This window comes from Dyadobacter sp. OTU695, assembly GCF_038440355.1.
Lineage (GTDB): Bacteria > Bacteroidota > Bacteroidia > Cytophagales > Spirosomataceae > Dyadobacter.
Genome location: NZ_JASATN010000009.1, coordinates 20559 through 43861, shown reverse-complemented (window position 1 = coordinate 43861; position 23303 = coordinate 20559). Strand labels below are relative to the sequence as shown.

At 47.7% G+C, this 23303-nt stretch carries 20 protein-coding genes and 1 tRNA gene; 2 read left to right on the top strand and 19 right to left on the bottom strand.

Annotated features, from left to right (window positions below; all coding sequences use genetic code 11):
• Positions 1-8: 8 nt before the first annotated feature.
• From AAHB90_RS17430 to smpB, 9 genes are all read right to left on the bottom strand, one after another.
• Positions 9-632 carry a c-type cytochrome gene (locus tag AAHB90_RS17430; RefSeq protein WP_342086486.1) on the bottom strand — a complete coding sequence of 208 codons (624 nt, stop codon included), beginning with the start codon at positions 630-632 and terminating at the stop codon, positions 9-11.
• A complete protein-coding gene (locus tag AAHB90_RS17425) occupies positions 632-1162 on the bottom strand; it encodes a DUF3341 domain-containing protein (protein ID WP_342086485.1) in 531 nt (176 codons plus the stop codon). Before AAHB90_RS17425 ends, AAHB90_RS17430 begins: the two co-directional genes overlap by 1 nt.
• Positions 1163-1209: 47 nt before the next feature.
• Entirely contained in the window at positions 1210-2643 is a 1434-nt protein-coding gene (nrfD, locus tag AAHB90_RS17420) for an NrfD/PsrC family molybdoenzyme membrane anchor subunit (protein WP_342086484.1), read from the bottom strand.
• 51 nt (positions 2644-2694) lie between these two features.
• Positions 2695-5787, bottom strand: coding sequence for a TAT-variant-translocated molybdopterin oxidoreductase (locus tag AAHB90_RS17415; RefSeq protein ID WP_342086483.1), 3093 nt, complete (start codon positions 5785-5787; stop codon positions 2695-2697).
• A 45-nt stretch (positions 5788-5832) separates the two neighbouring features.
• Entirely contained in the window at positions 5833-7107 is a 1275-nt protein-coding gene (locus AAHB90_RS17410) for a c-type cytochrome (protein ID WP_342086688.1), read from the bottom strand.
• Positions 7108-7401: 294 nt separating this feature from the next.
• Positions 7402-7472: transfer RNA gene (locus AAHB90_RS17405), tRNA-Cys, on the bottom strand.
• Between the two features lie 86 nt (positions 7473-7558).
• Positions 7559-9355, bottom strand: coding sequence for a 30S ribosomal protein S1 (gene rpsA, locus AAHB90_RS17400; protein WP_342086482.1), 1797 nt, complete (start codon positions 9353-9355; stop codon positions 7559-7561).
• Positions 9356-9740: 385 nt separating this feature from the next.
• Positions 9741-10250: an HNH endonuclease gene (locus AAHB90_RS17395; protein WP_019944881.1), complete on the bottom strand. Its 510-nt coding sequence runs from the start codon at positions 10248-10250 to the stop codon at positions 9741-9743.
• 147 nt (positions 10251-10397) lie between these two features.
• The gene (gene smpB / locus AAHB90_RS17390; protein WP_342086481.1) at positions 10398-10856 is read right to left on the bottom strand and encodes an SsrA-binding protein SmpB; all 459 of its coding nucleotides are present in this window, start codon (positions 10854-10856) and stop codon (positions 10398-10400) included.
• Between the two features lie 58 nt (positions 10857-10914).
• Between smpB and AAHB90_RS17385 the strand changes: the two genes are divergently transcribed.
• Entirely contained in the window at positions 10915-11388 is a 474-nt protein-coding gene (locus tag AAHB90_RS17385) for a nuclear transport factor 2 family protein (RefSeq protein ID WP_342086480.1), read from the top strand.
• A gap of 75 nt (positions 11389-11463) precedes the next feature.
• Here the strand turns inward: AAHB90_RS17385 and accD are convergent, their stop codons facing one another.
• Entirely contained in the window at positions 11464-12306 is an 843-nt protein-coding gene (accD, locus tag AAHB90_RS17380) for an acetyl-CoA carboxylase, carboxyltransferase subunit beta (protein ID WP_342086479.1), read from the bottom strand.
• Between the two features lie 218 nt (positions 12307-12524).
• Between accD and AAHB90_RS17375 the strand changes: the two genes are divergently transcribed.
• On the top strand, positions 12525-13067 hold the full coding sequence (locus AAHB90_RS17375) for an NADPH-dependent FMN reductase (protein WP_342086478.1): 543 nt from the start codon (positions 12525-12527) through the stop codon (positions 13065-13067).
• A gap of 36 nt (positions 13068-13103) precedes the next feature.
• On the opposite strand, the gene ftsZ is transcribed toward AAHB90_RS17375, so the two are convergent.
• The 9 genes from ftsZ to AAHB90_RS17330 all read right to left on the bottom strand — a co-directional run bounded on the left by ftsZ (position 13104) and on the right by AAHB90_RS17330 (position 23246).
• Entirely contained in the window at positions 13104-14540 is a 1437-nt protein-coding gene (gene ftsZ, locus AAHB90_RS17370; RefSeq protein WP_342086477.1) for a cell division protein FtsZ, read from the bottom strand.
• 35 nt (positions 14541-14575) lie between these two features.
• Entirely contained in the window at positions 14576-15922 is a 1347-nt protein-coding gene (ftsA, locus tag AAHB90_RS17365) for a cell division protein FtsA (RefSeq protein ID WP_342086476.1), read from the bottom strand.
• A 15-nt stretch (positions 15923-15937) separates the two neighbouring features.
• Complete coding sequence (locus tag AAHB90_RS17360) at positions 15938-16714, bottom strand: cell division protein FtsQ/DivIB (RefSeq protein ID WP_342086475.1); 777 nt, start codon at positions 16712-16714, stop codon at positions 15938-15940.
• A 25-nt stretch (positions 16715-16739) separates the two neighbouring features.
• Positions 16740-18146, bottom strand: coding sequence for a UDP-N-acetylmuramate--L-alanine ligase (gene murC / locus AAHB90_RS17355; protein ID WP_342086474.1), 1407 nt, complete (start codon positions 18144-18146; stop codon positions 16740-16742).
• A 15-nt stretch (positions 18147-18161) separates the two neighbouring features.
• Positions 18162-19259, bottom strand: coding sequence for an undecaprenyldiphospho-muramoylpentapeptide beta-N-acetylglucosaminyltransferase (murG, locus tag AAHB90_RS17350; RefSeq protein ID WP_342086473.1), 1098 nt, complete (start codon positions 19257-19259; stop codon positions 18162-18164).
• A 1-nt stretch (position 19260) separates the two neighbouring features.
• Complete coding sequence (locus tag AAHB90_RS17345) at positions 19261-20415, bottom strand: FtsW/RodA/SpoVE family cell cycle protein (protein ID WP_342086472.1); 1155 nt, start codon at positions 20413-20415, stop codon at positions 19261-19263.
• Between the two features lie 56 nt (positions 20416-20471).
• Entirely contained in the window at positions 20472-21815 is a 1344-nt protein-coding gene (gene murD, locus AAHB90_RS17340) for a UDP-N-acetylmuramoyl-L-alanine--D-glutamate ligase (RefSeq protein WP_446717912.1), read from the bottom strand.
• Positions 21816-21968: 153 nt separating this feature from the next.
• On the bottom strand, positions 21969-22298 hold the full coding sequence (mscL, locus tag AAHB90_RS17335) for a large-conductance mechanosensitive channel protein MscL (RefSeq protein WP_342086471.1): 330 nt from the start codon (positions 22296-22298) through the stop codon (positions 21969-21971).
• Positions 22299-22322: 24 nt separating this feature from the next.
• Positions 22323-23246, bottom strand: a complete 924-nt coding sequence (locus AAHB90_RS17330) for a DUF3078 domain-containing protein (RefSeq protein WP_342086470.1) — start codon at positions 23244-23246, stop codon at positions 22323-22325.
• Positions 23247-23303: the final 57 nt, after the last annotated feature.

Sequence of the window (23303 nt, the reverse complement as noted above, 5' to 3'; positions counted from 1 at the left end):
AATTGTACTTAAGCCCCTTTCTGCAATTTCTGTACGTAGTGTACGATCTTCCAGCGTTCTTCCGGATTGATTTGCGATCCGTGAGGCCACATGCGCGCTTTTCCGTGCGTGATCACATGGAAAATATGTCCTTCATTCAGGTTTTTGTAAGCATCGCTCGCGTAATTGGGAACCCCTTTGTACATCGCTCCTACTTTTCCGTCACCGGCACCGGTAGCGCCGTGGCAATGCTGGCAATATCTGTCGTAAAGTACTTTTCCTTCTGCCAACGTTTTCTCGTTCAAAGGAACCGGGTTTTTAAGTACTCTTTCGGCAATCTCGATACTGTCTGCAGGAATGTTATAAACCATCAGGTCAACAACTGCTGAATCAGATGATCCGAAGCTTGTGTGGTAGTTACGTCTCGCAACTGTACCAGCCACCGGCAAACGCATCGTCAATCCCTGCGGGTTGATCGGGTTGGCTTTTTCCTGCTTGTAAGGCTCGTAACCTACCGGGAGGTACATGTTTGGTGCATATTCCTTTCCAGGATTGCTGGGATCCTTTTTACAACCAGCGGCAGCAGTAAGCAATACGGCAGCAACCAATAGATATCTATATAAACTTTTAAATTTCATTGCTTTAAACTCCATTAGAATTGCTTAATGTTGACTTCTTCTGCGCCGCTGTCTTTCAACGCTCTCGATATCTCTTCTTCGCTCATTGAGTTTCTGCTCATGTCGATCGCCATCACAAACTTGTTGTCTGTTGACCGTACATCGAACCGTGGGTGGAAATGCGTACCGGGCCCTAGTCCATTGGAAATAAAGAATGTGATCACCATACCGAATGCAGTAAAAAGTACTGTCAACTCGAATGTGATGGGAATGTAGTTAGGGATCGAGATCGGATCTTTACCACCGATGATCATCGGCCAGTCAATACCCATCGTCCAGATCATCAGAGTCAATGCACAGCAGCAGCCCGTCACACCGAACATAAAGGCAGCAATACCAATACGCGTTCTTGGGTGCCCCAGTGCTTCGTCCAACCCGTGAATAGGGAATGGAGAGTATACTTCTTTAATTTTCACACCGGCTTTTCTCAGCTTGGGTACCGCGTGAAGAACAGTATCGTCATCGTCGTAAACTCCGACCAAATATTTACCAGATAATTCTGCCATACTATTACTTAATTATAATCTCTATAATTCGCTTTTTCGCTATGCTTTTATTCCTGATCCTTATTGTAAACGGGTTCAGCAGTTCCGCGCTGTCTTACTTTCGCAACTCCGGCGATTTTTGCTGGCAGCTGCGAAGATGTCGAACGCAGTACCGCTTTTACTTCTGCCATGTTTACTACCGGCAGATATTTCGAGAACAGGAGGAACAAAGTGAAGAACAAACCGAAGGAGAAAATGTAGTCCCCGATGTCGTATCTCGTTGGAGAGAACATAGCCCAGCTTGAAGGAATATAGTCACGGTGCAGGGAGGTCACGATAATTACGAAACGCTCGAACCACATACCGATGTTTACAATGACGGAGATGAAGAATGTAAACGTAATGCTGCGACGCAGTTTTCTAGACCAGAACAACTGTGGAGAGATTACGTTACAGGTCATCATCGCCCAGTATGCCCACCAGTAAGGACCGGTCATACGGTTGAAGAATGCGTAGTATTCATATTCAACACCACCGTACCATGCGATAAAGAACTCAGTAATGTAAGCCACACCTACTACCGAACCGGTAAGCGTGATTACCTTGTTCATCGTCTCAATGTGTTCAAGCGTAATGTAGTCTTCCAGTTTGTAAACTACGCGTGTAATCAGCATCAGGTTTTGTACCATTGCAAATCCGGAGAAGATCGCACCCGCAACGAAGTAAGGAGGGAAGATCGTTGTGTGCCATCCCGGAATTACCGAGGTAGCAAAGTCCATACTTACAATGGTGTGTACCGAAAGTACAAGAGGCGTAGAAAGACCCGCAAGGATCAAAGAAATGTATTCGTAACGAGCCCAGGTTTTTGCTGAACCGTCCCAGCCCATTGCAAATGTTCCGTACATGAATTTCGAAACTTTGCTGGTAGCGCGGTCGCGGATGGTAGCAAGGTCAGGGATAAGACCAATGTACCAGAAAACCAGTGAAACAGAGAAGTAAGTACTGATCGCAAATACGTCCCAAACGAGTGGTGAGTTGAAGTTAACCCAAAGTGAACCGAATGCGTTTGGTAATGGAAGAGCCCAGTAAGCCATCCAGGGACGACCCATGTGCATCAAAATAAAAGAAGCAGCACAAATAACGGCGAAGATCGTCATCGCTTCCGCTGCACGGTTGATGGAAGTTCTCCATTTCTGGCGGAAGAGCAAGAGGATCGCAGAGATCAGCGTTCCCGCGTGACCGATACCTACCCACCATACGAAGTTGGTGATGTCCCACGCCCAACCTACCGTTTTATTCAAACCCCAAACTCCGAGGCCTTCCCACCAGGTCCATGCGAGACACACAGATCCATATGCCAGAACGATCAGCGAAAGTCCGAAAGCGATCTTCCATTCTTTCGTCGGAGTCGCCTCCACGTGGCGGCATATGTCTTCCGTTACGTCCGCGTACGTTTTCCCACCTTGAATCAGCGGTTCTCTTACAGGTGAAGTAACATGCATACTACTATTTATTTATAATGATTGGATCGTCAATAATTCTAAACTCTGATATTAGGCGTGCTCTTTTTCAACCTTCTCCGCTTTCGCAGCATCCTTGTTACGGACTTTGGTCAGGTAAGAGATCTGTGGACGAACGTTGATTTCTTCCAGCATGTGGAATGCACGTCCTTCTCTTTCGACTTCGAGCATTTTCGAAATTCTGCTTTCCGGATCGTTCATATCACCAAAAGTAATCGCGTCAGTCGGGCAAGAAGATGCACAAGCCACGTTTACTTCACCATCGATAATGCGTCTTCTTTCTTTCTTCGCAGTCAGTTTTGCTTCCTGAATTCTGTGAACACACATCGAGCATTTTTCGATAACCCCTCTTGAACGTACCGTTACATCAGGGTTAATGACCATTTTACCGAGGTCATTGTTGAATGCGTAATCGAAATTGTCGTTATCAAAATATTTGAACCAGTTGAAGCGACGTACTTTGTATGGGCAGTTGTTTGCACAATATCTTGTACCTACGCAGCGGTTGTAAGTCATCTGGTTCAAGCCCTCGGAGCTGTGGGTAGTCGCCAATACCGGACATACCGTTTCGCAAGGGGCATTGTTACAATGCTGGCAAAGCATCGGCTGGAATGTAACTTCCGGATTCTCGGAAGCAATCTCCAGTCCACGCAAATCTTCGACGTCTGCATCGCTGCTGTAATAGCGGTCGATACGCAGCCAGTGCATTTCGCGTGAGTTGATAATTTCCTGACGCCCAACTACCGGAATGTTGTTCTCGTTCTGGCAGCTGATCACGCAAGATCCGCAACCGAAGCAGGTGTTCAAATCAATCACCATACCCCACGAGTGGTTCTTGTATTTATGTCCGTTCCAAAGCGACAGATCAGTCGCATCTACCTCGCCATCCGACGTCTGGATTTTCGGAACGAAACGTCCGGCCATCGGATCTTTCTGGAAGTGAGCCAATACGGTCTCTTGCAAGACCGACTTACGGTTCATTACTGTGTTATGCGTTTGAGTCTGAGCGATTTCACGGGTATCACCTGTTTTTGTCAGGGTTACTTCGCCCGGAGTGAAGTTCAGGAAGCCATCGGTGAATGTTGCAAACGGGAAAACGTTTTTACCAACACCGTTAGCAGATTTACCTGCTTTCTCGCGGCCGAAACCAATCGCAACGGCTACGGTTCCTTGTGCAAGACCCGGCTGAATAATCACCGGCAATTCCACTGATTTACCTTTCACATCCACTTTAACAACGTCACCCTGCGCAAGGCCGAGTTCCTTCGCCGTTTTTTGTGACAGACCAGCGTGGTTGTCCCAGCAAGCTTTCGTGATAGGATCCGGATTTTCCTGCAACCAAGGGTTGTTGGCAGCAAAACCGGTACCTAAACCTACGTTTTCGAAAATCGCAAGTTCCAGGCTTGATGATGACGCCTTATATCTTTTAGCAATACCAGCAGCGGCAGCAGCGAGGTTTCCGGAGAATACGGCACCGGAGCCGGTCGCAGCGGAAGCCACGTCCAACACACCATCGTGCAGAGATTTAATCCAGAATTTCTCGAAATCACCACCTCCGGCTTGCGGGAAGATGTTCTTTCTCCAATATGCCTTTACATATTCGTGGTAGTCAGTTGATGCACCTGCCCATTTCAAAAGGGTAGATTGTGCCTGGCGAGTGCTGAAAATCAGACTGATCGCCGGCTGCATCAAGCTGTATGATCCTGCAATCGGTTCTGCATCACCCCATGATTCGAGATAATGCGGTGCAGGAAGGATGTATTTCAAAAGGGAAGAAGTTTCATCAGCACGGTCGTTGAATGACACGCTTAATGAAACCTGCGGCAATGCTGCGGCCAGTTCCGCACCACGTGGGTGATCGTAAACCGGGTTGGCACCCCACAAAATCAATCCGGAAACTTTGCCGCCTTTGATCTCGTCGATCAACTGGTTGGTAGCGATATCATTACCCTGACGGTAGTTAGCAGGTTTGTCAAGGTTAATGGTAGATCCGTAGCTTCCCAGCAGGCTGTTCAGCGCATTCACCACTACTTGTACCGAAGGATCGTTGATGCCCGATACAACTAACGCCTGTCCTTTCGCCGCAACGAGTTCAGCAGCAGCCTTGTCCAGGTTATCGATGTTCAATGCAGCCGTTGCAACAGGAGTACCGCCCAATTTCGCTGCTACCTTATTATATAGTGCAGCTGCAACCAGACCGATTTGCGAAGGCTTCACCGCAGTACGATAATCCGCATTGGCGCCCGTCAGCGAAAGCGTCGATTCGAATTGATACAGACGGGACATTTCTTTTTTGCCGTCTTTCTCGCTGCTTACACGACGTGTATCGGCAAACTGTTTCGAGAATGTATCGGGCGCAAGCCATGTTCCGAGGAAGTCGCCATCGATAGCAACGATTACTTTCGCTTTGCTGAAATCGTAAGAAGGGATAACAGCTTTACCGAATGACAATTCATTTCCTTTTACTAATGCGTAAGATGAATTGGCATCGTAAACCACATGGGTTGTGGTTGGATATTTTGCAGTGAAGTCTGCGATAACCGCCTTTGTCGACGGACTCAATATCGTAGAAGTAAGAATGCGGATCGCTCCGCCTTTTGCTGCGATCTGTGCAAGCTGATCAGAGATCTCCTTATCAACAGTTTCCCAGCTTACTTTTGTATCTTCTCCTTTTTTAGGACCTTTCAGTTTCTCATTGTCGTACAAACCGAGCAACGAAGCGTGTGCCCGTGAGCTCACACCATAAGAAACTTTTGAAAGGGAATTGCTTTCTATTTTAATAGGTCGGCCCTCACGGGTTTTGACCAGGATACTCGCATAATCTCCCCCTTCTGCGTAAGTGGATGCATACCAGTTAGATATAGTAGGGAATTCGCCTTCCGGCTTATTAACGTAAGGGATGGCTTTTTTAACCGGGGTTTCGCAGGCCGCGAGGGATACCGCCGCCATTCCAAAGCCCAGAACTTTAAGGAAATCACGGCGATGGGTACCTACGCCATCCACCAGACTTTCATACTGGCTTTCGGTCGGTGCGCTTGGGAACTCTGAACTTGCGTCTTTTACAAACTTCTCATCATTCCTCAGCTCTTCAAGTCCCCGCCAGTATCTTTTATTAGTATTTTCCATAAAACTATTCAATACAATGAGTTGTATCCGGTATTAATTTCTTGATTAGTAGTGGCACTTAGAACATTCCAAACCACCAATATCCGCTACTTTCAAAGCCTCTTTGCTTTCAGAAGCGTGCAACTGTACCAGCTTATCGTAGTACTGATTGTCTTTGGTATTTACCTCAGTTTTACGGTGACAATCAATACACCATCCCATCGTCAGTGACGAGCGTTGCTGTATTACTTCCATTTTCTCAACTTCGCCGTGGCAGTTCTGGCATTCGAGGCCACCCACGTTCACGTGCTGTGCGTGGTTGAAGTAAGCCAGGTCAGGCAGGTTGTGAACGCGCACCCATTCGATCGGCTGGTTGTTCTCGATGGAAGTATAAATCTTTTGAATTTCAGGAGATTCCTTTTTGATAACACCGTGGCAGTTCATACAGATGTTAGCAGAAGGGATGTGCGCCGACTTACCGCGGTTAACACCGGTGTGGCAATAGTTACAGTCGATTTTATATTCGCCTGCATGCAACTTGTGAGAGAATGAAATAGGCTGTTTGGGGGCATATCCTTGCTGAACCCCTACACTAAACGCACCGTCCAGAGTTGCCTTTAAAACCAGGAGAACGAAGATCCAGAGTGTCGCGGAACGGATAGCCGGATCAACAGTGATTCTTTTCAGCAAACCACCGAAACTTTCACCGGCAGGAGCCTCAGTTTCAGCGCCTCCGCCTTTAACGGCTTTGGAAAGAAGCGATACGATAACGAGCAAAACACCCAATACCAATACCATTACTACCACCAATGCAACCAGTACGATCACGAACAAGTCAGAAGGAGCACTGCCCTTGGCATCTCCAGCCGCCGCCGTAGTAGCTCCGGCAGCACCACCACCCGCAGGAGCGGCAGGAGCAGCAGACGCCTGGTCTACGTAAGCGAAGATCGCCTTGATATCATCGTCCGAAAGGTTCGGGAAGCTCGTCATCTGAGCTTTCGAATATTCGTTGTAAATTTTGACAGCGTAAGGATCGCCCGATGCGATCACTGCCGAAGAGTTGCGTACCCATTTGGAAAGCCAGGCAAAATCGTGACGGGAGCTTGCTCCTTTCAACCCCGGACCAACTACACGCTCGTCAGTAGGTGCGTGGCATTGGGCGCAGTTGTTTTTGAAGATCGATTCACCTTTTGCAGCATCACCACCTCCAGCGGGAGCTGCACCGGCAGCAGCAGTGCTATCCTGCGCAGATACTAAAGTAGGTACGCTTAAAAAGATAGCTAAGAGGATAGCTACAAAGGTTTTTGAGTAATTAAAGAAGGAACAAAACTTAGCGTCCATTCGGAATGGTATATTCATAATCAACTATTCATTATTCTTCAACAGACAAAACTAGCTTACGATTTTTTATCCACAAAAGTATTTAAGGGATATTTTACCCCACCTTCTTATTTATAATTTGTCTAATTTGTTGGATTAATTTAACATCGGTTACAAAATTTTTACCGACTGATTTTCAAGTGACTAGCAAAAAAAATACCATTTAGAGCTCGTTAAAAAAACGGATTCCAAATGGTATTTTTCAGGCATTTTATTGTGTCCCAAATCCGGGAAAAAAAGCCACAATTCAAGGGGAGGTTCCGAGCGGATTCGAACCGCTGTACGAGGTTTTGCAGACCTCTGCCTAGCCACTCGGCCACGGAACCATTTTTAAAGATTAGCTGTCTGCGCAAGGCCGACAGCTAATCCGGGTGCAAAAGTATTAAAAAATTCTTCCGCACCATATTTTATTTTACTTTTTTCCTTTCTTCTCGCTCTCTTCGAACTGCTCTTTCAAAGCAGACAGAACGCTAAGGTCTCCAAAAGTTGATTTCTCAGCTTCTTTGTTCGCTGATTCAGCAGCAGGAGCTTTAGGGGCTTTTGCTTCTTTTCTTTCCTCAGCAGGAACACCTTTCACTTTAGAGTGAGTAAGAACGATTTTCTTCTCGTCTTTCAGGAATTCAAGAACAGTGAAGTCAAGGCTCTCACCTACTTCCGCAAACGTTCCGTCTTCTTTCGCAAGGTTCTTGATAGAAGCAACACCTTCGATTCCGTAAGGAAGTTCGAGAGTAGCAAACTTATCACCTTTCGCAACGATCGTAGATTTATGTACTGAACCTACTTCGAAGATGCTTTCGAAAGTATCCCACGGGTTTTCTTCAAGCTGCTTGTGGCCCAAAGCAAGACGACGGTTGTCCGCGTCAAGTTCAAGTACAACTACTTCCAATTCGTCGTTTACTTTCACGAAGTCGGAAGGATGCTTGATTTTCTTAGTCCATGAAAGGTCAGAAACGTGTACCAGACCGTCGATGCCTTCTTCCAATTCGATGAACAGACCGAAGTTGGTCAGGTTACGAACTACTCCTTTGTGGCGGGTACCGATAGCATACTTCTCTTTCAATGAGCCCTGAGTCCAAGGATCTTCTGTCAATTGTTTGATACCAAGAGACATTTTGCGCTCCTGACGGTCAAGCGTCAATACAACCGCGCTGATCTCGTCGTTCACATTCATGAACTCCTGAGGATTGCGCAGGTGCTGAGACCATGACATTTCAGAAACGTGGATCAAACCTTCAACACCTGGTTTGATTTCAAGGAAAGCACCGTAGTCAGCAACATTAACGATGCGACCTGTAACTTTCGATCCAACCTGGATTTCTTCTGCAAGAGAATCCCATGGGTGAGACTGAAGTTGCTTCAGACCCAAAGAAATACGTTTTTTCTCTTCATCGAAGTCGAGAACAACCACGTTCAATTTCTGATCCAGTGAAAGAAGGTCAGATGGGTGGTTGATACGGCCCCATGAAATATCGGTAATGTGCAACAGACCGTCAACACCACCAAGGTCGATGAACACACCGAAGTTGGTCATGTTTTTGATCACGCCTTCCAATACCTGACCTTTTTCAAGGTTGTTCAGGATTTGCTGACGTTGTGCTTCAAGATCTTTTTCGATCAGGATTTTGTGTGACACTACTACGTTATCGTTAGCGTAGTTGATTTTCACAACTTTTACTTCCATACGCTTTCCAACGAAAACGTCGAAGTCACGGATTGGCTTCACATCGATTTGTGAACCTGGCAAGAATGCTTCAATGCCGAAAATATCAACGATAAGACCACCTTTGGTTCTTCTCTTAACATTTGCATCGATAACAACATCCTCATCGAATGATTTCTGGATGTTATCCCATGCAGTGATAACTTTCGCTTTTTTGCGTGAAAGTACCAGCTGACCTTGTGCGTCTTCCTGGTTCTCTACGTAAACTTCCACTTCGTCACCAATTTTCAAACCTGGCAGGTCGCGGAATTCATTGGATGATACGATACCGTCAGATTTAAAACCGATGTTCAGGATCACCTCGCGGTCTGTAATACCTACTACAACACCTTTAACTACTTCTTTTTCCGAAACCGGCGAAAGGGTAGTTTCATACATTTGTTCCAGACGGGTACGGTCAGCTGATGAATAAGCGGTTCCGAAACCTTTGTCTGATGCTTTATCCCAATCGAATTCGGGAAGTGGTTGATTTTGTTTTTCCTTAGACATAAATAGGAATAATGGCCCTTAAATACATCAGCCGCCAGGCTAATCGGCTGAAAATTAGTTCAACAAGTATTTTTGAAAAATTAGGACGCAAAATTACGCGATTCGAAAACAATTTCCGAACGGTTGAGCGATTTAATTTAGCAACGGGGAGATATGGTGCCGATTCGGCGTAAAATGGTCAGGGTTAGTCAGGTGTGGTCAGGAAGTTGTCAGGTGTAGTCATTAAGTGTCAGGAGTGGCCGGAGATGGTCAGGAACATAAATTGGAGAAGAATTTGATCAGATGTTGCAGAGCAAGATTGACAATCAATGACCGTACGTGACATTGTTTTCAACCTCCTGACAACAAATGACAATGCCTGACAATCAGCGATGAAGCCCGCAGATCAGCAAGAACGCTCTTTCGATCCGAGGTATGGCAGCCACTCGTCATCGGCCATGCCTGAAAAATCCCGGATGAACATTAAAAAAGAAGGCCGGAACGGTCGCTGCTTTAACGGCATGTCAACCTCTTCCGGCGTATGGTCTCCTTTGCGGGAGTTGCATCTTTTACATGCGGTGGCCAAATTGTCCCAGGTGGTTTTCCCTCCCCTGCTTTTCGGCATTACGTGGTCCAGCGTCAGATTATCGTGGGTTCCGCAATACTGGCACCTGTTGCCGTCCCGCTTGAAGAGGTTTTGCCTGGTCATGACCACCCCCCTGTACGGTATATGTATGTAGCGATGGAGACGTATGACGACCGGCATGGGATACCTGTCGTTGACAGTCCTGAGATGCTCCAACTGAGATTCGGCGAGCATTTCAGCCTTCTTCATATAAACCAGCAGAAACGCCTTCGGAACTGTGCAAACACTTAGTGCGCTATAATCTTGATTCAGAACCAGTACTTTACCCATGAGCCCTGTGGTAGTTAATTCTCACAATATAAGAATTTTTCACCAGAAAAAACGATCCGGTATTCTCAAATATTGTTGAAAGAAATTAACAGAAACGCCCGAGGATCACTGTATTAGCCCTTTTTGAGGGCTTATCCAACCACTTGCTCAGTAGCCCGCGCGGTCGTTCTCGCGTTTCACGTCACGCTCCTTAATGCTGTCGCGCTTATCGTATAGCTTTTTACCTTTGGCTAATGCAATATGTAGCTTGGCTAAACCACGCTCACTGGTAAACAACCGTACTGGTATAATCGTCAGCCCCTGATCCTTCAACCCTTCTGTCAGCTTCCTGAGCTCTCGCTTGGTAATCAAGAGCTTGCGATCCCGCATAGGTTCGTGATTATAATGTGTTCCTTCGGTATAAGGTGAAATATGGAGGCTTCGGATAAACAACTCGCCATCCATAAAAAGGCAGTAAGCGTCCTGAAAGTTGACCTTACCCTGCCGGATCGACTTGATTTCGGTACCTGTTAGCACCATACCGGTTGTGAACTCTTCCAGAAAGAAATACTCGAATGAGGCCCGTCTGTTCCTTATATCTACTTTTTTAACTATTTTTTCCGACATATCGATTCCCAGAATTTATAAGGGGCCTCAAAATTAAGTTTTTGTTAAAACTATACCAATGAAACATATTAGCCATTTCCCGACACTAGTTCTGCTCATTACTATTATTATCTCAACCCCAAATCGCGCCCATGCACAGGAAGAGGCCGCAGCCGCACGTGAGGTCGTCGATAAGCTCTTCACCGGCATGCGCAATGGTGATTCAACCCTCGTAAGAAGTGTGTTTACCAAAACCGCCGCGTTGACTTCCATTTCCAAAAACGCAGCCGATTCCACCGTCACGCACAAAGGCAGCATTGATGGATTCGTGAAAGCAGTGGGCACCCCACATAACGACAAATGGGACGAGCGCATTTACGATGTAAAGGTGTCCATTGATGGCCCGATGGCGGTTGTCTGGGCGCCATACAAGTTTTATCTTGGAGACAAGTTCTCGCATTGCGGCGTCAATGTTTTTAATCTGATCAAAACCGGCACGGGCTGGAAAATCAACGACATTACCGACACGCGGCGTAAGGAGGCCTGCCCCTGATCCATACAACCAACATCATAAATGCAAAGCGGCCCGCCAGATAACCTGACGGGCCGCTTTGCTGAATATTAGTGCCTAGCTGAGCATACTCAGAAGACTAGTCAATTTATCTTTCAAATCCTTACGATCGACGATAAAGTCCAGAAAGCCGTGTTCCAAAACGAATTCTGCACTTTGGAAACCTTTGGGCAAATCTTTACCGATCGTTTCCCGGATAACCCGCGGACCGGCAAAACCGATCAATGCCTCGGGTTCCGAAATATTAAAGTCCCCAAGCATCGCGTAAGACGCTGTAACACCGCCCGTTGTAGGATCGGTAAGCAACGAAATGTAAGGTACCTTGGCCTCCGACAATTGCGCGAGGCGTGCCGAAGTCTTGGCCATCTGCATCAGCGAAAACCCTGCCTCCATCATCCGCGCCCCTCCCGACTTCGAAATCATCAGGAACGGGATCTTCTTTTCAAGCGAGTACGAGATCGCACGTGCGATTTTCTCTCCCACTACCGAACCCATCGAGCCACCGATAAAGCTGAAATCCATACAAGCGATCACCAGGTCCAGCCCATTCATTTTTCCGTGTCCTGTACGTACAGCATCTTTCAGCCCGGTTTTCTTCATCGTCGACTTGATCCGGTCAGGATAAGCCTTCGTATCTACAAAGCCCAATGGATCGCCAGAAATGAGGTTGGCATCGAGCTCGATAAACTCGTTGTCGTCGAAAAGCAGGTTGAAATACACATCCGACCCCACTTTTTCGTGGTAGTTGCAATGCGGGCAGGTAAAAGCATTTTGCTTATGTTCCCTGGTAGGAGTGATTTTCTTGCAATTGGGACATTGGTACCACAAACCGTCCGGCGCTTCGCGCTTCATTTCAGTCGGTGTATTAATACCTTTTTCTTTGCGAATAAACCAGGACATATTTATGTGGGTTGATTTATGTATAACAATCTGAAAACCAGATAATTATTGAAATTTCAAGATGAATAACGGGCTCAAATATAACAATAATTGTTGTGTATCATGAAAACCGCCCTGGTAACGTGTCGGTTTGACGGTTAGTTTTGCTGCTGATAACGGCGCCGTTAGAACAATTTCAAACATAATTTGTTACCAGTTACAAGAACATTAACCGGCACATGACTCCATCCACATCTCCTATCGTGATCATCGTTGGTACCAACCGGCCCAACTCGATGTCCAGGAAAATAGCGGAATATTATCAGGAAATTCTTCAACAGCTGCATGCCCCCAGCATTATCCTCGATTTGGTAAACCTGCCCGACGACTTTACGGTCTCGGCATTGTATGCAAATACGGGCAAGAATGAAGCATTCAACAACCTGAAATCATTGCTGGAACAAACCGACAAGTTCGTTTTCATCGTGCCCGAATACAACGGTTCCTACCCGGGCGTACTGAAAGCATTTATCGATGGGCTCCCTTACCCCAACAGTTTTTCCAATAAAAAAGCCGCATTGGTAGGATTGTCGTCCAATATGCAGGGAGCAGCCATCGCATTAAGCCACCTCAACGACGTTTTCAGCTACCTGGGCATGAACACGCTCGCATTACGAGTCAAACTCGCGCAGATACGCTCGCATTACAACGAGAATGTGATTTCAAATGCATTATATAAGGAACTGCTCGAAATACAGGCCGGGCAGATCATCCATTTCTAGTGCATTAAAAAAGGGAGCTCGTCGCTCCCTTTTTTGCTATTTCAGCCAGTGCTGCTCCATTTCATGTGCCGGAATGGCGGGCCGCTTCCAGAGCTCTACCCTGCTCCGGCGGAAAGCCGGACCTTCCAGATCCGAATATTTCACGAGCCCGTCGCGGAATGATTTGATCATCATCTCCATTTTCAGCGCGTCTTCATCGGTCCAGTCGTTCGTCGGCTCGATTTCCGTCAGCGAAATATTGATAGGATCAAAGCCATGGGTTACCCTTTCATCGTCCAGAACGAGGTCGATTGAACCGGTTGGCGTATTTTCTTCCAGTTCTCCGGTTAATACCAGCTCTTCTTCTACTTCAACGGGCGGAAGTTCGTCTTTCGGCTCTTCCAATACAACCGGGGCTTGCTGAGGTTGTCCTTTAACTCCTTTGAGCTGAATACCGGGTATCGGCGACTCAATACTGTCGAAACCGGCAGCCACAACGGTAACCCGGAGCTTATCGCCCAGCGAATCGTCGGTGATCGTTCCCAGCTTGAACATGCGTGCTTCGCCACCCACTTGTGAGAGCACATATTGCCAGATCTCGCGCTGTTCCCGCATCGTAGCCTCTTTTTTCTTGCTGGTAGCAAGCGTTACGAGGATCCTTTTTGCTCCGCGAATGTCGCGGTCGTTCAAAAGCGGCGAATCCAGCGCTTCCTTGATCGCGTTCTGCGCACGGTCGGCCCCGGTGGATTCCGCCGTTCCCATGACCGATTGCCCGGCACTTTTCAACACTTTCTCCACATCTTTGAAGTCGGTGTTGATATTACCGTTCGTCGTAATGATCTCGGAGATACTTTTCACTGCATTGAGCAATATGCCGTCCGCTTCCGCGAAAGCTTGCGTCAATGTCATGTCCTCGTATAGCTCTTCGAGCTTGTCGTTCAAAACCACGAGGACGGTGTCGCTATATTCTTTCAGCTGCTCGATACCTTCGAGCGCCTGCTCTTTCTTGTCAAGTCCTTCCCAGGTGTAAGGCGCTGTCACAACGGCCACCGTCAGTTTGCCCATTTCTTTGGCAAGCTGGGCGATTACCGGCGCGGCGCCTGTTCCTGTTCCACCACCCATACCGGCGGTGATAAATACCATCTGCGTAGAACCTCCCAAAAGACCTTTAATCTCCTCGATCGTTTCCAGAGCCGCTTCCTTACCTTTCGTAGCATCGGTCCCGGCTCCCAGGCCTTGTGTCAAAGTCGCACCCAACTGGATTTTCACAGGCACAGGGCTGTTGGCAAGTGCTTGCCTGTCTGTATTACAAACCGCAAATTCGACATCCTTGATTTTTTTCTCAAACATGTAGTTCACAGCATTGCTACCACCTCCGCCGACACCAATCACCTTGATGATAGCAGGCTCGCCCTGGCCTTCTCCGTTTGGATCTTTGATGATTTCGTTCACTATATAGTCCTGGTCTAATGCGTGCAACAAGCTATTGTTCATATTCTTTCCGGGGTTGAGTATGCGTGATATGGCTGTTAATAGTCTCCCAGACTATCGTCTTTCTTTCCGATTATTCCGGTTATATTGTCCCAAAACGTTCCGTTGCGTTTCTGCGGCTCTTTTATTTCTTTCGCCGGCTCCTTCTGCACCACATTACCTGTATTGAATGCCGATGCGGGTCTGCAAACCGACTTTATACGCGAATCCACCGATTTCAATCCCGCCCAGGCCAGTCCGATAGCCGTATTGAACGAAGCATTGCTTACCGCATCGGCTTTCGCGGTCCGATCCAGGTTTTCAGGGTAACCTACACGTACCGACATGTCGGTAATCCTCTCAAACAAGGCCTCTATTTCCGGTATGTTCGCCGATCCGCCGGTAAGAACGAGTCCACCGATCAGCCGGTCGGCATATCCCGACTTGATGATCTCCGCATAAACCATCGCTGCGATTTCTTTCAAACGCTCTTCGATGATCAATGCGACATTCTTTTTCAGAACCGGTTTGGGTTGGCGGCCAGCCAGGTAATTGATCAGGATTTCCACGTTCAGGGGAACGTCGGCGGAAACTGCCACACCGTATTCTTTCTTTAAATGTTCCGCATTCTCAAACTGGATGCCGCATCCTACTTCGAGGTCGGCGGTAATGTGCCTTCCTCCAATAGGGAATGAGGCTATATGACGCACAATGCGGTCGTGGTAAATGATCAGGTCGGTAGTATGATCACCGATATCCACCATCGCGATGCCGGCCTTCATTTCATTTTCAGTAAGAACCGCCAGGCTGGTTGCCAATGGGGCAAGTACCAGCTTGTCACATTTCAACCCCTGATCGGCTTCTGCCAGGCTTTTCTTGGTACGTAGCACCGACTGGCTGTTAGCAGAAATCACAAGGAAATTACCTCCCAGCTTGATTCCTGTGCGCCCTACCGGCTCGCGTACGCCTGTCGAGTTGTCGACCGTAAAATCCATCGGCAGCACATGCAGCACATCAAAATTCGGTTCGATTTTCGCGCGGTACATATCGTCGACCAGTTGGTCCACATCCCGCTGGGTTACTTCCTCGCCGGACGATGCCGATGGCCTGATCACTCCATCGCTCTGCGGGCTCACTTTTACGTGCGTACCGCCAAAGCTTACATTTACTACTCCAATATCGAGATCTGATCGCGACGACGCTTCCGCCAGTGCTTCCTTGATCGCGCTGCCAACCTGTTTAATGTTTTCAACGGAGCCGTTTACTACTGCTCCCGACGGCACAGGGACTTCGCTGAAGCCCAAAATCTCGATATTGTTCCGACGCGTCGCTGAACCTTGCGCAGCAACCACGGTTATTTTCGTACTTCCAATATCTACCCCAACTACAATCTTATCGTGTGCCATGCTGATGGTGAATTATTATTCACAAACTATTTGATCTTGAAACTTAACACTAATTCTTTTATACCTGCCCCAATCCTTGCTCAACACCTTGTCATAAAAGATGCGGAGCTTTTTGAATTTGGACTCGAAATCCTCCGCCATCCCCAGCTCGACCCGTTGGTCACCCAGCAATGTTGTCAGATCTATCTCACCATCTTTATCCACATTCATTTGCGTAACCTGAGCCTTCCAGAATGGGTCGGTGTTCAGAAAACGCAATAACTCCAAAACCTGAGCGCCCTTTTCGGACCTCAGCTTTTGAGGGTTCTGGAAATACGCCCCTGAAACCAGTAACGTTCTTGCTGAATAACTTTCTGATAGAGGAAAAAAAACGCCCTCGTGGTTGATATAGTATCCCGATGTGTTCCGCATTTCCCCATTATCCGAAGTGTTAATCCAGCGAGCAAGCGGTTTCTCCTGCTCTACTTCGACTACTATATTGCCCCTGAGGTCACGAAAAACCTGACATTTCTTGATCAGTTTGTTACGGCTGACGCGGTTTTCCAGATCGTGCAGAGCCACATCGCTGAGCCTGCTTCCGATCAACGGATCACCGCCGTTCTCCGTCAGTAGCATTTGTACGTCCATTTGATTCAGGAATCGTGTACCCGAATCGCCCTGGATCGATATTACGAGATTTGTACAACGCTGTTGACCGAGCCTGCTTTCCGCCATGCCGATCCCGGCAATTGGCAAAATAAGCCACAAACTACGTTTCAACAAAAGCCATGAATAGTCAAATTTACGTAACATCTTAGTAATATTAAAAATGCTTTGACTAATTATTCGCAACTGGATTTTGCAGCAAATCGCGGATCGGCCCTACCAAAGTATCGATATCACCGGCGCCGATCGTGACTACAATATCCGTATTTAATTCTTTTAAAAGTTGTAAAACTTCTTCTTTTGCAACCAGTTGTTTATCCGACGAGGTTACTTTGCCGAGGATCATTTCAGAATTCACACCCTCTATCGGCAATTCACGCGCGGGGTAAATGTCCAATAACAAAAGGCGGTCGGCCAATGATAAACTTTCTGCGAACCCGTCTGCAAAGTCGCGCGTGCGGGTAAACAGGTGCGGCTGAAAGATCGCTGTCACATGGCGGCCGGGGTACAAACCTTTCACAGAGGACAGAAATGCCTCAATTTCGGTAGGATGGTGGGCATAATCATCAATATATACATTGCCTTCCTCCTCCACCTGGTATTCAAAACGGCGTTTTACGCCTCCGTAACTTTCAAGCGCTTCCTTGATTTTCGCCGGCTCCACTCCGATATACAATGCGACCGCGCTCGCAGCGATCGAGTTTTCGATATTATGGTAACCCGGGATTTTCATGGCAATGCCCTCGATCAGCCCCTCGGGATACACCAGGTCGAATACGAACCGGGCGTTTTCAATGCGGATATTGGTTGAATGGTAGGGTCCGCTGTTTAACGAGTAGGTAAATACCTTGGCCTTGCTGCTATCCGCTATTTCGAGTCCGTCGCGCATAAACAATGCACCGTTTTCATCGATCTGGCTCACATAGTCGCGGAAAGATTCGAGGACGGCTTCATGTTTGCCGTAAATGTCGAGGTGATCGGCATCGGTAGACGTTACGATCCCGATTTCCGGGAATAATGTCAGGAAAGAGCGGTCGAACTCGTCGGCCTCCACCACACAGAAAACCTCTTCCAGGTTGTCGGTAGGCTCATTAAGCAGCAGATTGGTGCCATAGTTTTGGGTGATACCTCCCAAAAACGCCGTGCTGTTCACGTGCGCGTGACGCAGGATGTGCGCTACGAGCGAGGATGTGGTCGTTTTCCCGTGTGTGCCCGCGACGCCGATCGTTCTCAGGTTTTTGGTCAAAATTCCCAGTACCTGCGAGCGTTTCAGGATCATGAAATTTTCGTCGCGGAAATAATGCATTTGCTTATGCTGCACCGGTACGGCGGGGGTATAAACCACGAGCGTCTGCTGTGAATCGGCTTTAAATGCCTCTGGAATGGTCGAAACCTCATCTTCAAGCGTCACCGGAATGCCTTCTTCCATCAGCTTGCCGACCAGTGGCGTCATCGTTTTATCATAGCCGGCCACTTCAAATCCATTGGCTTTAAACCAGCGGGCAAGCGCACTCATACCGATCCCGCCTATTCCTACAAAATAGATATATTTCCAGTTTGTCACAGAGGATGACATCATATTCAAATCTTGGGGTTACTGTATCAATTTAAAAACTTCCGCGGCAATATCGTCGGCCGCACTGGGCCGCGCCAGTTTGTTGATATTCATTTGCAATTCGCGCTGACGCGTTACATCGTCGAGCAAGGCCAGCGCCTGATCGACGAGCCTCTCACGTGCTTCCGAGTCTTTCACGAGAATGGCTGCATTACTATCGACGAGGTTCATCGCATTCTTGGTCTGATGATCTTCCGAGGCATGCGGGAACGGGACAAGAATGGCCGGTTTCGCTGCAAGGCATAGTTCCGAAACCGACAATGCACCTGCGCGCGATACCACTACATCCGCTACCGCATATGCAAGGTCCATCGTGTAAATAAAGTCAAAGGCCTTCACGCCATCGGTTCCCAGTTTTTCAATGGCCGCTTTCGCCTTATCGATATCGTTTTTACCAGTTTGCCATAATACCTGGTAACCTGCTTCCACCAACTTGCCCAGCCCCTCGGTAATGCTTTCGTTGATCGAGCGCGCGCCAAGGCTACCGCCCATCACGAATAATGTCTTCAACCCCTCACTCAATGCAAAATGCTCCAAAGCAGCGGCCCTTTTCAAATGCACGTAGGTAATGTCGCTTCGAACGGGATTACCGAGCATTGTAATTTTCTCTTTTGGGAAAAAAGCCTCCATACCAGGATAGGCCACGCATATTTTCGCCGCCCGTTTGGATAGGAACTTGTTCGTAACACCTGCATAGGAATTTTGCTCTTGAATTAAGGTTGGGATGCCGGCCATCGACGCCATCATCAGTAACGGCCCGCTGGCAAAACCACCTACGCCGACCGCCACATCCGGCTTAAAGTCCTTAATCACCTCTTTCGCCTTCATCAAACTCCTGAACATCTTAAAAGGAAGCGTCAGGTTTTCCAGCGAAAGGCTCCTTTTAATACCTGCAATAGGCAGCCCTACGATATTGTAACCGGCGCGGGGCACCTTTTCCATCTCCATTTTACCCAAAGCACCCACAAACAGAATCTCCGTATCCGGCTCCTTATGCTGCAACGCATTGGCAATCGCGATGGCAGGGTAAATATGCCCGCCGGTGCCTCCTCCACTAATAATTACTCTTTTTGCCATGTTAAATGCGTTTTTCCTCGACGATCTCGCCCCGGCTCACGCTCAGGATCATTCCCATTGCAATACCCGTAAAGAGCAACGACGTTCCACCCTGACTGAAAAACGGCAATGTCTGCCCCGTCACCGGCACCAGCCCTACCGTAACAGCCATAGCCGAAAACGCCTGGCTCACCACAATGAATGTAAGCCCGGCCGATAACAGTCCGCCAAACGGTCGCTTGGTAGCTTCGATTGCTTTGAGACCGCGATAAAGAAGTATGAGATAGAGGATAATCAATGCAGTGCCGCCTAATGTGCCGTACTCTTCCACCGCCACTGCGAAAATGAAGTCTTTCTGAGGCTCGGGAAGGAAACGGCGCTGGCGGCTTTTGGAAACTCCTTCGCCGTACAGTCCGCCGCGGGCCATGGCCATATATGATTGCTGCGATTGGTAAACCACTACATCTTTATCGAAAAAGGTCGAAATGCGGCTCTGCGCGGTTCCTGATCTTTGAGTAGAGTTAAGTAAAATGGCGATCGTCGCGAAAAATACGAGGCCGAGGGCCGTAAATGCGAGGTAATGCAGCGGTACTTTGCCTACAAACATCAGCAAAAAGCAAATGCCGGCCAGCATGACCGCCGTCGATACATTACTTACGAAAATCAATCCACACACGACACCTACGAGCGCGAGTGGCTCCATAAAAAGCTCACGGGTATTCCAGCCGCCTTTGATATGCCTCGCCAGGATCAGCGATAAATGGGCGACCAAGGCCACCTTGGCCCATTCCGAGGGCTGGAAGCGTTGCCCGATCACCGGAATTTCGATCCATCGGGCCGCGTCGTTCACCGACGTTCCGAAAAACATCGTGAATATCAACAGCAAAATGGAACTCCACACGGCCAGCCTCGTCACGTAGACGAATTTGATATATGGGACGCGGTGCACGAAATACATGACGCCCAGCGACAGCACGCATAGCAATGCGTGTTTGTAGAGGTAGTATTCGGTATTACCACCCATCTGGCTGTACGCGTCCTTGACGGAAGCGCTGTACACTACTACAATGCTCCACATCAGCATAATAATGCATATCCCCCATATCCAGGGGTCGCCTTTAAGGTTTTTGCTAAACCATGCCTGGGTATCTTCCCTTGTCTTGTTCAGGAAATCCATGTCTTTTGCCGGCTAATGATTGGTTATCAAGAAAAGTCAGTGGTTGTCAGGGATGGTTATTGAACAAGATTTCTGACAGCAGCCTTGAATTGGTCACCCCGGTCTTCGTAGTTTTTGAACAGATCAAAACTCGCGCACGCGGGTGAAAGCAGAACGATATCGCCAGGAATGCCCCATTCCCGTCCTTTATTGACGGCATCCTGAACGTCCTCAGTGGCATATATTTGCGGGACTTTACCCGAAAAGTAGTTTTCAAGCTTCGCCGGGTCTTTTCCCAAAACTATCAATCCCTTCACTTTATCCCTCACCAGTTCATCGATTTGAGAATAGTCATTTCCCTTATCAACTCCCCCGGCAATCAGGATCACGGGCTGATCAAAGCTTCCCAGCGCGTAAAACACAGAATCCACATTGGTAGCCTTTGAATCATTTACATAGGTTACACCACCGATCACTTCCACCTGTTCGAGGCGGTGAGGGGCATTGGTGAACGATTTCAAACCCTCGCTGATCTTTTCAGCACGGATACCCAGCAACTGCGCCACCGAAACCGCCGATAATGCATTGATGGCATTATGCGGGCCTTTGATCGGCAACTCGCTGAATGCCTGCTCAAACGTCTGACCGTTGATATTGGAAATCAGCTCGCCATTTTTAAAATATGCGCCTTCCTCTAACACATTGTCCAGCGAAACCTCCACCCTCGCTACCGCAGGATTTCTCTTTTTTAGCTCTTTTTCAATCACTTCACTTTCTTTATAATAAACGAAGTAATCGGCCGCCGTCTGGTTACGGATAATATTGAACTTGGAATCGACATAATTCTGAAAGTCATATCCATAACGATCCAAATGATCAGGAGTGATATTCAGGAGAACGGAAATGTATGGATGGAAATCGATGATATTATCAAGCTGGAAGCTGCTGATTTCCAGTACATAGTAATCGAAATGCTTTTCAGCAACCGCCCAGGCGAAACTGTCGCCGATATTGCCGGCGAGGCCTACATTCAGGCCTGCGGTTTTGAGCAAATGATAGGTAAGCAGCGTCGTGGTCGTTTTGCCGTTGCTGCCGGTTATGGCGATCAACTTTGCGTCCGTATAGCGGGAAGCGAACTCGATTTCAGAGATTACCGGAATGCCTTTTTCCTTCAATCCGACGATCAAAGGCACTTTGTCGGGAATGCCGGGGCTTTTCACAACGAGGTCGCTGTCAAGAATGCGTTCGTCCGAATGCTGCCCTTGTTCAAATGGAATATTTTTACTGTTCAGAATGTCTGCGTACTTCTGATGCAACTGGCCCTTATCCGATAAAAAAACTTCAAAACCTTTGGATTTTGCAAGAATAGCGGCTCCCGCGCCACTTTCTCCGCCACCCAGAATCGTCACCTTTTTTTGCACAAGAATCGAATTAAAACGTTGAACAATCTGCAATAACCACGAAGGTAAATCTTTTGCCGAAAACTTTTTTTAATGCCCTCCCAATAACACGGATAAAAAAAGAGGCACACGAAATATGCCTCTTTTCTGTCATTTTCCAACCTTAAAGTAGTTCTACTCTTTCTTAAGTGATTCCGATAGTCTCAATCTGTTCGCCGCTTTCACGATCAGGAATATCACCCAGGCGATGAGCAGGAACTGGATCAGGGTCTGAATGAAGTTACCATATCGGATCGCTACTTCCGGCGTTTCTCCGACAGCCTCTTTCAGCACAACCTTAAGCTGCGTGAAATCCACGCCACCGAGAACGAGGCCGAGTATCGGGTTGATAATGTCCTCCACCAGCGAAGTAGTGATTTTTCCGAATGCCGCACCGATGACGACACCGACAGCGAGATCCAGCACGTTGCCCTGGGCAATGAATGTTTTGAACTCCTTTAACATAATAAGATGAGGTTAGTTGATAGATTAAAAAGCAAACAAAAAGCCGATGCTGAGGGCCTGAGCAAACTGGATCTTGTCGCTCTGGTCATCGTCATAAACCATGATGGCACCAAGATTGACATTGACGTATTTGTTAATCTTCGCCGTCAGCTGCGCATCCAGGCGGTTATCGATATTCAAAGGATGTTTGAAGCTTGAAAACATCAGATAACGGAATTTCAAATTAACGTCCTTCGCTATATCCTTGTCAAAATTGGCTACAAGCTGGATTAAAGCCGCTTCCGTACGCACACGCTTGCCAATGGGTACCCCATAGTTCTTTTGATCAGGCGTATTGACGTACAAATCCTTGTCGACAACGATAGTCTGGCGCAATGCACCTGGTGCGAGGTCCACAAAGAAGTATGGTACAGGGCGATATTCGATACCGATCGCCTCGGTCAGGTAAGCCGGCGAAAGGATGCCCGACACTTTTCTCTTGACGTCGCTGGTATCAGAATATTCGTAACCGTTACCAAACTGCGACAGGAAGTTGACATTGGCGAATAAGCTCCATTTGGACGTCAGTTCACGATTATATTTGGTATCGAAGAAAATCCGGTCGACGTTCTTACGGCTCTGCTGGCCCTTGTTGCGGACGATACCGTACTGACCCTGAAAATCATTTCTCCAGGAGTTTTTGCCTACCTTCTTTTCACTCAATGCATTCAGAAAAAGACCCAGCGCGATCGAGTTCACACCGCCACCCGTCCAGTTGGAGCTGAAAGAACCCTGATTCAGGTTAGCCCCGAATTCAATCTTGTGCCAGGCGGTATCGTTAGCGGTTTTCAGGCGGCCCGAGGCAATCGCATTGGAAAGATCAACCTTGTTTTGGGAAACGGCCGGGAATGTCAGAGCTGCGAGTAAAGTAAGAGCAATAAAGGATGTGCGTCGAAGTTTTTGGTTCATTGTCAATGTGTTTAGTGGGACCATACTCATTAATTTCCATCTTTTTACGAATAAAGA